This is a genomic window from Brasilonema bromeliae SPC951 (genome assembly GCF_012912135.1).
In the GTDB taxonomy this organism is placed as follows: Bacteria; Cyanobacteriota; Cyanobacteriia; order Cyanobacteriales; family Nostocaceae; genus Brasilonema; species Brasilonema bromeliae.
Map to the genome: position 1 here is coordinate 1 of NZ_QMEB01000162.1, position 9,702 is coordinate 9,702.

A 9,702-nucleotide genomic window follows, 5' to 3' on the forward strand; every position below is an offset into this window, starting at 1 on the left:
CTGATAACTGCGGCTGGTACTTGATAACTGATAACTGATAACTGATAACTGTTAAAATTTGATTCATGCACTTATCTCTTTTTCTTCGCTTTGGCGTAATTGCACTTATTTTGTGTTTATTAAAGACTTCAGTTGATCAAGGACAACAACTTGTACCTGGTCGTTCTCAAACTGTGAGTCATTCTTTTAGAACACTCTTACAAACACAAAAACCTAAGAACCTGAAGATAGAAGCAGACCGACTATCTAACCAAGGGGTAGACCAATATGAGAGCGGTCAGTTTCAAAAAGCCTTAGAAATCTACAAAAAAGCACTAGTCATTTATCAAGAAATAGGTGACAAAGAAAATATTAGTAATACACTTAATAGCCTAGGAGCAGTTTCTAGAGAATTAGGTCAATATCCGCAAGCACTGAAATTTTATCAGCAAGCATTAACGATAAGTCGAAAAGTAGATGTTGGCAAAGTTCCTGACACAGAAGAACAGAACAACACAGGACTCATCCTCAATAATATTGGGTTAGTTTATCAATCTATGGGTCAGTATTCTCAAGCACTAGAATACTATCAGCAAAGTCTTTCCTTAATGCAAAAAATCGAAGATAAACTAGGCGTTGGAACAGCCTTTAATAGTATTGGTGGAGTTTATTACGAAAGAGGACAATATTCCCTGGCGCTCAAGTTTTTTCAGCAAGCTTTAGTTAATGTTCAAAAAGCGAAAGACCCTATAGAAGAAGCGAATAACCTTAATAAGATTGGACAAGTTTACAGCCAAGTGGGTCAATATTCCCAAGCGCTCAAGTTTTATAGGCAAGCTTTAGAAATTTCCAAAAAAAATAATGATAAGCTAGGCGAAGGCACAATACTTAATAATATTGGTTTCGTCTACAATGTCATGAAAAAATATTCTCAAGCACGAGATTATTATCAGCAAGCTTTAGCAGTTTTTAAAAAAACTGATGCTCAGCCAAATATTGGCACTACTCTCAACAATATAGGGTTTGTCTATCAACAATTGGGACAGTATTCACAAGCAGTAGAGTCTATTGAGCAAGCGTTAACCATTCTCCAACAAGTGGGTGATCGTGCTGTCGTTGGGCGTACACTTGATAGTATGGGAAGCGCTTACAAAGGTATGGGTCAGTATTCCCAAGCATTAGTGTCATATCAGCAAGCATTAGCAGTGAGTCGAGAAATTGGTGATAGAACTGCGCAAAGGATTACCCTCGGAAATATTGGTGATTTACTGGCGCAGCAAAACAAACCACAATTAGCAATTATTTTCTACAAGCAATCTGTGAATGTGACTGAAGCTATACGCGCACAATTGCGATCGCTTCCACGAGAACAACAGCAATCTTACACAACAACCGTTGCTGATATCTATCGACGTTTAGCTGACTTACTTCTGCAACAAGATCGAGTGCTAGAAGCACAGCAAGTTTTAGATTTACTTAAAATCCAAGAACTAGACGATTACCTGCATGATGTTCGGGGTAATGAAAAAACTTCCAAAGGAGTTGAGTCACCGTCTCCAGAACAATCCATTAATCAAGGGTTGAAAGTTATAGCCGATAAACAAATTCAAATCAGCAGACAACTTGGCGAACTGCAAAAAATTCCACCAACTAACAGGAAACCTGACCAAATAGCAAAGATTGTCGAATTAGATGCTCAGCTGATCACCGAATTTAACCAATTTATCGACAGTCCAGAAGTGAATGCTTGGTTAGGACAGCTTAGCCCAAAAGCGGCACAACAGATTATACCACTGGAGAATCTCAACAGCTTGCGCGATAATTTGCAGCGTCTTAACCAAAATGCTGTCTTATTGTATCCGTTGATTTTAGAAAACCGTCTAGAACTGGTACTAACAACCCCAAATACACCACCAATTCATCGTAGTGTACCTATTAAAAAAGAAGAACTCAATCGGGCGATCGCAGATTTTCGTAGCGCCTTAGAAAATTCCGAATCCAACGCCACAATTCCTGCACAAAAGCTGTATGAATGGTTAATTAAGCCGATAGAAAAAGACTTAGCAAATGCCGATGCCAAAACAATTATTTATGCACCGGATGGAGCATTACGTTATATTCCTCTAGCTGCTTTATACGATGGAAAACAATGGTTAGCGCAGCGCTTCCGTACTAACAATATTACTGCTTTGAGTTTAACAGAAATTGATACCAAACCTTTACCACAAATTAAAGTTTTGGCTGGGGCGACAACACAGCGTTACATCGTACAATTAGAGTCTACTTTATTACCATTTAAAGCACTAGAATATGCAGGAGCAGAGGTTCAAAATCTTGCTACTATGATGCCAGGAACTAAAACACTTTTAGATAATGAATTTAATCGCCAAGCAATGATTTCTTATTTAAATGTGTATACAATTATTCATATGGCGACTCACGCCTTTTTTGTCAACGGTAAACCGGAAGACTCTTTTATTTTAATGGGTGATGGTGGTTTAGTTACCCTACCTGATATTCAAAAGTTATCTTTGCCAAATGTAGATTTGGTTGTGTTGAGTGCTTGTGAAACAGCAGTCAGTGACCAAATAGGCAAGGGAGAAGAAATTTTAGGTTTTGGCTATCAAGTACAGCGTACAGGAGCAAGAGCTGCGATCGCATCTTTATGGTCTGTGAGTGATGGCGGAACACAAGCTTTAATGAATGCTTTTTACGCCTTCTTAAGCCAAGGGAAAATGAATAAGGCTGAAGCTTTACGTCAAGCGCAAGTTGCAATGATTACAGGCGATTATTCAGGGGTAACTGAGAACAAAGACAGAGGAATTCTCAAATCTACACGCCAGAATCTACCAGCAAAAGTCGCTAATCGTCTGAGTCATCCCTATTATTGGGCACCTTTCATTTTAATTGGTAATGGTTTGTAATACCAATTATCCATGAAAATGCACTTATAATCCTATCCAGGAAGATAAAAATAATATATGCTTGAATGTATGCTTGTAAAAAACTTTGATTCCATGAAAACATTGAATCTGATTTAATAATTACTACAAGGACACAAAGATGAATTTTTTTTTAATTTCTGTTTGGAGATTGAATTTTATCTAAAAATCGCTATTAGTTCCACAATTATTCAGCAAATCTTTTACTGGCCATTGCACAATATCGAACTCAACTTTCTCACTCAGGTGCTATTATACTGGCTTGTTGGTTCTGTCTCATTTTATAGCATTGGTCTTTTCATCGAAAAAGTCATTAAAAAGAATGATACTTTGAGAGAGAAACTGACTGCCAGGGTTAAGAAAGTCAAAAAACAACCATTTCCTTCTTTTACTGCAAAAGGCATCATTATTGGGGAAATCAGAAGTTTAATAGCAGCTTTAATTATCCTCTATCTAGCGCCAGACGTAAATAGAGGAAATAGCTTGCTCCTAAATCTTGGATGGTTCTTGATGAGAATAATTGCAGCTGATTTCTGTTTTTACGTCACCCATTGGCTATTTCACAGAAAATTCTTGCGGAAAATACATCTTAAACATCATGAGTTTGCCGACTCCTCAAGTTTTGTTGCTGGACATAAGAGTTTGACTGAATATATTATTGTTACTATTACAGACCTTTTGCCTATCTTTATATTTGGGTATGATATCACCCAGCTATGTGCCTGGACTATTATAGGCAATGCTTACAACCTAGAAGGTCATAGTTCCTTATCAATCTTTTTCGTTCCATCAGATTTTCACGATCTTCACCACACTTGTTTCAAGGGAAACTATGGGATTCAAGGATTTTGGGACAGAGTATTCAACACGCTGAATCCTCCTACAAAGAAGTCAGGAATTATGTTCCCTGTCGCTTCTTTGGAGAATATCACCATGAAATCGTCTAGTAATTTGGATTGAGTTACGAATTCTAGAGATAGCAATCTTCTCAACGGTTGTGAGATAATGGTTATTCAGATTTTTGTAGGGTGGGCAATGCGTACCCTTGGCTCAAACTCTGAATTTCAAGTTATTGGCACTGCCCACCCTACAGTTATTGAGAATGGTGAGCCAGCGCGGTCTTGGGGAGCCACTGCGTTGGGGAGCCAGTACTTGATGAGGGTTTCCCTCCGTAGGTATCTGGCGTTCGGCTCTGCCGACTTGTAGCATGTGGCGTGGTTTCCCCCATGAGCGACTGGCGTATGCGCAAAGCGCACGCCCAAAGGGCTAAAGCGCAGCGTGACCGAAGGTCATACCCGGAGGGTGCAAGATATCAGTTCACATTTTTAGAAAAATTATTGAGCTTGGCAAAGAATTAACCCAAACCACTGCTGAGGATCTGTCCAAGTTTTCAAAGTTTTAAGTCCTTGCGCTGCAAGTTGTTTTTGGATGATTGCCAAATCGAATTTGCGAGAAATTTCGGTGAGAATGCTTTCTCCAGCTTGAAACGAAACTTTTAAATTGAGGATATCTAGAGACACCCAATGATTTTCTTGGCAATGGAGATACATCTCTATCTGAGCATCAGCTTGATTATAAATTGCTTGATGAGTGAAGAAATTGAGCTCGAAATTGCCTTGAAAACGCCAATTTAAATGGGAGAGCATATTTAAATTAAAAGCAGCAGTTACTCCTTGACTGTCGTTATAGGCTGCTTCTAAAATTTCTTTAGGTTTTTGTAAATCAATCCCGAGGAGAAAGTAATCTCCTGGTTTTAAAGCGTGAGCAATTTGACTCAAAAAAAGGTCAGATTCCTGTGGGGTAAAATTCCCCATAGAACTTCCCAGGAAAAAAATCATCCTCGATAAGCCGGAGGCTGGACGCAGAGAGTATCGCAAAGAGTTCGATTCCAGATGCGCTAAAGCTTGTTCGTAAGTTCCTAGTAATCCTTGAATGGAAAAATCAGGATATTGTTGTTGTAGCTGTAGCACGCTGGTTTTGAGAATTCCCCCGCTGATATCAATGGGTAGATATCTACAGTCATCTGCAATTTTTTGATAACTATCTAACAAAAGGCGAGTTTTAGTAGAACTACCGCTACCTAATTCTACTAGTTCACAACTGCCTGTCATTTGAGCAATTTCATCAGCGTATTGACTCAATATCCAGGCTTCTGTTCGTGTCGGATAATATTCGGGTAACTGACAAATTTGTTCAAAGAGTTGAGAACCACGTTCATCATAAAAATATTTGGGTGGTAAACTTTTTGGGGTTTGGGTTAATCCTTGAATGACATCTTCACCATCATTGTTTAACTCATGATACTGATTGTCAAGAAATATTAAAGGCTGTGTTAGCATTTTCTAATTTCTTCTATTTTCTGTTTGGTGGTATAAAATCCTGGTGTCGCTGAATTAAACAATGCTTAAGAGGATGTTTGAAAAGTCTAATTGAGTACACAAAATTCTCCTATATCCCCCCTCTCCCCCCTTAAAAAGGGGGGTAAAAGTCCCCCTTAAAAAGGAGATTTAGGGGGTTCTCGAAGATCCACGTATTTCAAACAATACTTATAAAACATCCTCTAAGGAAAACGTATCTAAATTTCATGACACAGCTTTCAAATCTTGAGCAATTCTAAAACCAGCGTGTTGATAAAAGTAGGGACGAAACCAATTGCGATAAGTTGGCAATGCCATGGAACCATTAGTAGCCCAAGAACCACCCAGCATCATCTGATGTTTACCATCAAAAAAGGGTGCTGCTTGGTCTTCGTAAAGCGGGTGAGGTTGAAATCCTGGTAGGGGGTTGAAGGTGTCTCCCAACCATTCCCAAACATTTCCTCTGAGGTCATAAAGACCACAAGCACTATTGGCTAGTTTGAACATTCCCACTGGACTGGGGGAGATGAATTGTAAGTTGAGATTATAGTTAGTTGATAAGCGGTTAGCCTCAGAGGTGAGTAAGGCTTGATTCCATTCGGCTTCACTCATCAAGCGTATTTCTGAACCTTTCCAACGACAAAATGCGATCGCCTCGTAATAGTTGACTTCCACAGCCCAATCCAGGGGTAAGTCTATTTCGTCAAATATGGCTCGATAGCGATAGCTATCGTGTAAGGGTATCCAGAATTTGGGATGTTGTACATTGTAGAGTTGTTTCCAATTCCAAGATTCAGCATTCCAGTAGTCTGGATTGTTATAGCCGTCTTCGTGAACAAACTCTAGAAATTCTCCGTTAGTGATGAGATACTTACTCGCTAAAAACGGTTTAACTTCAACTGTGCGATCGCCATATTCGCTATCCCAACCGTAGGTAAAATCATCTTTGGATTTTCCCAGTTTCACTACACCACCTGGAATTAAGCGCATTTCATTGTTGGGAATCTCATTATTGCTAGGTGCATAATTCCAGCCTTGGGGACGTTTTAGGCGATCGACTGGTAATTGACGCAGCAGCATCGAAGAGGTTTCAAAGTGAATGCGACTATGTTCTATTCCCATCAGCAAAGCCCAAAAGGGATGCTGTTGATGAATAGGCAAATCTAGGCAAGTGTTTTGGATAACCTCTGTGATTACCTCCCGTGCTTTATCCCGATATTGCCAAACTTTTTCTACATCGGGCCAGTTAACGCCTTGCAAAGCTGCATCGAGTTCTGTCGGCGTTTCTGGATCAACTCCAATTTCAAATAGGGTTTCGTATTTTGAATTAATCCGATGTTTTATTAAACCAACGCAAATTAACTTGTTGATGTAAAAAACTGCTGAATGACCAAGATAAAAAATCAGACAGTTTCTTAAATGATCGGGGTTGAGATAAAAAGTTTCTTCCCCAACCAAACTTTTCATGAGTATTTCTTCAAGTTCCCAAGAATTTTCAAAGTAGTTAAGCAGGCTTTGAGAACTGCAATCATTTAGTGTGGGAACTTGAGGTGATGCCAGTTTCTTCATCGTTGGAACCATACCCATGACATTTTTGATAGAACATTCCAGGTACACTTACATATCATACAAAATACTACAAAAAAATGTGTTGTTTATTACAATTTTTTTGATGTCGTTATCATCGGACAATTTGCTAAATTTGTAAACAGAGAAAAAAAGTATTGAAACTTACAAAATATACGAATTGACAAATTGATATAAATAATGCGGTGGCGTTGAGCAAGTATAGGCGAGGTTAAATCAGTGACACTCCCCTTGCCTAAACCCAAGGAGAGTGTCAAGGGCTTCCGCCCTTTGATTTTCGGTGAAACTATAGGACTCCGGAGCAGATTTTTGCGAAGCTTGCTACACCTTTTTCCCTGTTCCCTATTCCCTATTCCCTATTCCCACGATAGAAACATCTTTCTGCTTCTTTCCCCTAACCAACAAACCATGCTTGGGTGCAAATATCATCGCCACGACAAACAGCAGAGTTTGCAACACCACAATGCAACCCCCAGTTGCACCATCAATGTAATAGCTAATGTACGTCCCCATAACACTCGAAAACACTCCAGAAGCCATCGCAATAAGCATCATGTGGTCGAAGTTATCAGTTAATAAATATGCCGTTGCACCTGGAGTGACTAACATAGCAACAATCAGAATAATTCCCACTGTCTGAAGTCCAGCGACGGCAGTTAAGGAAAGTAACGATAGCAAAATATAGTAAAGTACTCCTATATTTAAGCCAATGGAACGCGCATGGGTGGGGTCAAAACAAAATAATAGTAGGTCTTTGCGTAGGATGGCGATCGCCACCAAAGTAATAACGCTAATAATCACCGTCTGAATAATATCTGGTTGAGAAATACCCAGAACATTGCCAAACAGGATGTGTGTCAAATCTACGCTGCTTGGTGTTTTAGAAACTAACACCAACCCCAAGGCGAAGAACCCCGTAAACACCAGTCCAATTACCGTATCTTCCTTAATTCTTGTCTTTGCCTTGATAAAACCAATAGCAATAACTGAACCCACGCCAAACACAAACGCACCAACAGCAAAGGGTATTTTCAAAATATAAGCAATCACCACCCCAGGCATAACCGCATGAGAAACTGCATCTCCCATCAATGCCCAACCTTTCAGGGTCATGTAACAAGATAGCACTGAACAGACCATACCAACTAAGGCACTGACGAGAATTGCCTTGACCATGAATTCGTTTTGCAAAGGCGCAGTAAACCATTGTACCAATTGCATCACACTCCCTCCATATTTTCACGACCTATCCGACTTTTGCTAAATGGTAAATCACTTAGAGAACCACCAAAAGTGCGAGAGAGATTCTCCTGTGTGAAGACTTCATTCGTATTTCCGTAGGCTAAGATAGTCCGATTGATCAGGACAACTTGGTCACAGAAGGTAGTGATTGATGCCAAATCATGGGTAGAAACCAAAATTGTGTTACCTGCATCTCGTAATTCCAGTAACAGGTCAATCATGGCTTTTTCTGTTTTGATATCTACCCCTGTGAATGGTTCATCTAGCAGTAAGACAGTTCCCTGTTGTGCCAAAGCACGGGCAAAAAAGGCACGTTTTTTTTGTCCACCAGAGAGTTCTCCAATTTGGCGATCGCGCATTTCCCACATCTGGACCCTCTCCAAACTCTCCCTCACAACCCGTTTATCTTTTACGGAGGGAATCCTCAGTATATTCATATATCCGTAGCACCCCATCATCACCACATCATGGACACTCACCGGGAAATTCCAGTCCACCTCTTCTGACTGTGGCACATACGCCACTAGGTTATTTTTTTGTACCATTGTGATCGGCAAGCCGTTAATCAACACTCTCCCCGTTCTCGGCTTCACAAATCCCATAATTGCTTTAAATAAAGTTGATTTTCCGCTACCATTCATCCCCACCAACCCACAAATTGAACTGGCTTTGAGTTGTAAAGAAGCACTATGCAAAGCTACCTTACCGTGGTAAGCGACTGTCACATTTTCAACATCAATACTGATTGAGTTCATAATTATTTGTTGGTAGTTCACCTGATATCCCCATCTTTTGACTAATATCAAATTCGCTTAACTACTTATCATTCAGATCTCTTCACGTCCGCGCATCAGCCTTTAATGATAAATATTCAACAGATTGTGATATGTTTCCCTGCAACCCCTTAATCAGCGTGGTCACGTTATATTCAAGTAACTTGAGATAAGTCGATGCTGGACCATCTGACGGAGAGAGAGAATCTACGTAGAACACACCGCCAAACTTTGCACCAGTAGCATTAGCAACCTCCTTTTGCGCTTTATCGCTTACCGTACTTTCACAAAAAACAGCAGGTATTTTATTTGCCTTAACAGTGTTAATCACCTTTTCCACTTGCTTAGGAGTGGCTTGTTGTTCCGAATTCACCGCCCACAGATAAACTTCTTTCAAACCATAGTCGCGGGTGATGTAGGAAAACGCCCCCTCACAACTGACCATATAGCGTTTATTTTGGGGAAGCACTAACACCTCTTTTAGCAGATTTTGGTCAATCTCCTTAATCTTCTGACTGTATGCTTTCGCATTAGCATTGTAAGTGTCTGCGTTCGCTGGGTCTAAATTTACCAGAGATGAACGAATATTTTCTACATAAATCACAGCGTTTTGTGGTGACATCCAAGCATGAGGATTAGGTTTACCTTTGTAAGCATCCTCCGCAATTTCCACAGATTTTATTCCCTGACTCAGAGTGATATGGGGAACCTTGGGAATGCTGTTGTAAAATTTTTCTGCCCAGCGTTCTAAACCCAAACCGTTATCCAGAATGAGGTCAGCTGATTTCGCCCTCACTAAATCGCTGGGTGTCGGTTCATAAC

Annotated in this window: 8 protein-coding genes; 3 read left to right on the forward strand and 5 right to left on the reverse strand. The window is 40.0% G+C overall.

Annotation, left to right across the window (positions count from 1 at the left end):
* The first annotated feature begins 65 nt into the window (after positions 1–65).
* The 3 genes from DP116_RS19005 to DP116_RS19015 all read left to right on the forward strand — a co-directional run bounded on the left by DP116_RS19005 (position 66) and on the right by DP116_RS19015 (position 4,127).
* Positions 66–2,903: a CHAT domain-containing protein gene (locus DP116_RS19005; RefSeq protein WP_169156662.1), complete on the forward strand. Its 2,838-nt coding sequence runs from the start codon at positions 66–68 to the stop codon at positions 2,901–2,903.
* 162 nt (positions 2,904–3,065) lie between these two features.
* Positions 3,066–3,881, forward strand: a complete 816-nt coding sequence (locus DP116_RS19010; protein ID WP_169156663.1) for a sterol desaturase family protein — start codon at positions 3,066–3,068, stop codon at positions 3,879–3,881.
* Positions 3,882–3,926: 45 nt separating this feature from the next.
* Positions 3,927–4,127, forward strand: a complete 201-nt coding sequence (locus DP116_RS19015) for a hypothetical protein (protein ID WP_169156661.1) — start codon at positions 3,927–3,929, stop codon at positions 4,125–4,127.
* 128 nt (positions 4,128–4,255) lie between these two features.
* Here the strand turns inward: DP116_RS19015 and egtD are convergent, their stop codons facing one another.
* The 5 genes from egtD to DP116_RS19040 form a co-directional block, all read right to left on the reverse strand.
* Positions 4,256–5,260, reverse strand: coding sequence for an L-histidine N(alpha)-methyltransferase (gene egtD, locus DP116_RS19020; RefSeq protein ID WP_169156664.1), 1,005 nt, complete (start codon positions 5,258–5,260; stop codon positions 4,256–4,258).
* A gap of 243 nt (positions 5,261–5,503) precedes the next feature.
* Complete coding sequence (gene ovoA / locus DP116_RS19025; RefSeq protein ID WP_169156665.1) at positions 5,504–6,865, reverse strand: 5-histidylcysteine sulfoxide synthase; 1,362 nt, start codon at positions 6,863–6,865, stop codon at positions 5,504–5,506.
* Between the two features lie 342 nt (positions 6,866–7,207).
* Positions 7,208–8,086, reverse strand: coding sequence for a metal ABC transporter permease (locus tag DP116_RS19030; RefSeq protein WP_169156666.1), 879 nt, complete (start codon positions 8,084–8,086; stop codon positions 7,208–7,210).
* Positions 8,086–8,862, reverse strand: a complete 777-nt coding sequence (locus tag DP116_RS19035) for a metal ABC transporter ATP-binding protein (RefSeq protein ID WP_211173383.1) — start codon at positions 8,860–8,862, stop codon at positions 8,086–8,088. The genes DP116_RS19030 and DP116_RS19035 overlap by 1 nt, the downstream gene beginning before the upstream one ends.
* An 82-nt stretch (positions 8,863–8,944) precedes the next feature.
* Positions 8,945–9,702: metal ABC transporter solute-binding protein, Zn/Mn family (locus tag DP116_RS19040; protein WP_246275700.1), on the reverse strand; the 758-nt coding region annotated here is incomplete at its 5' end.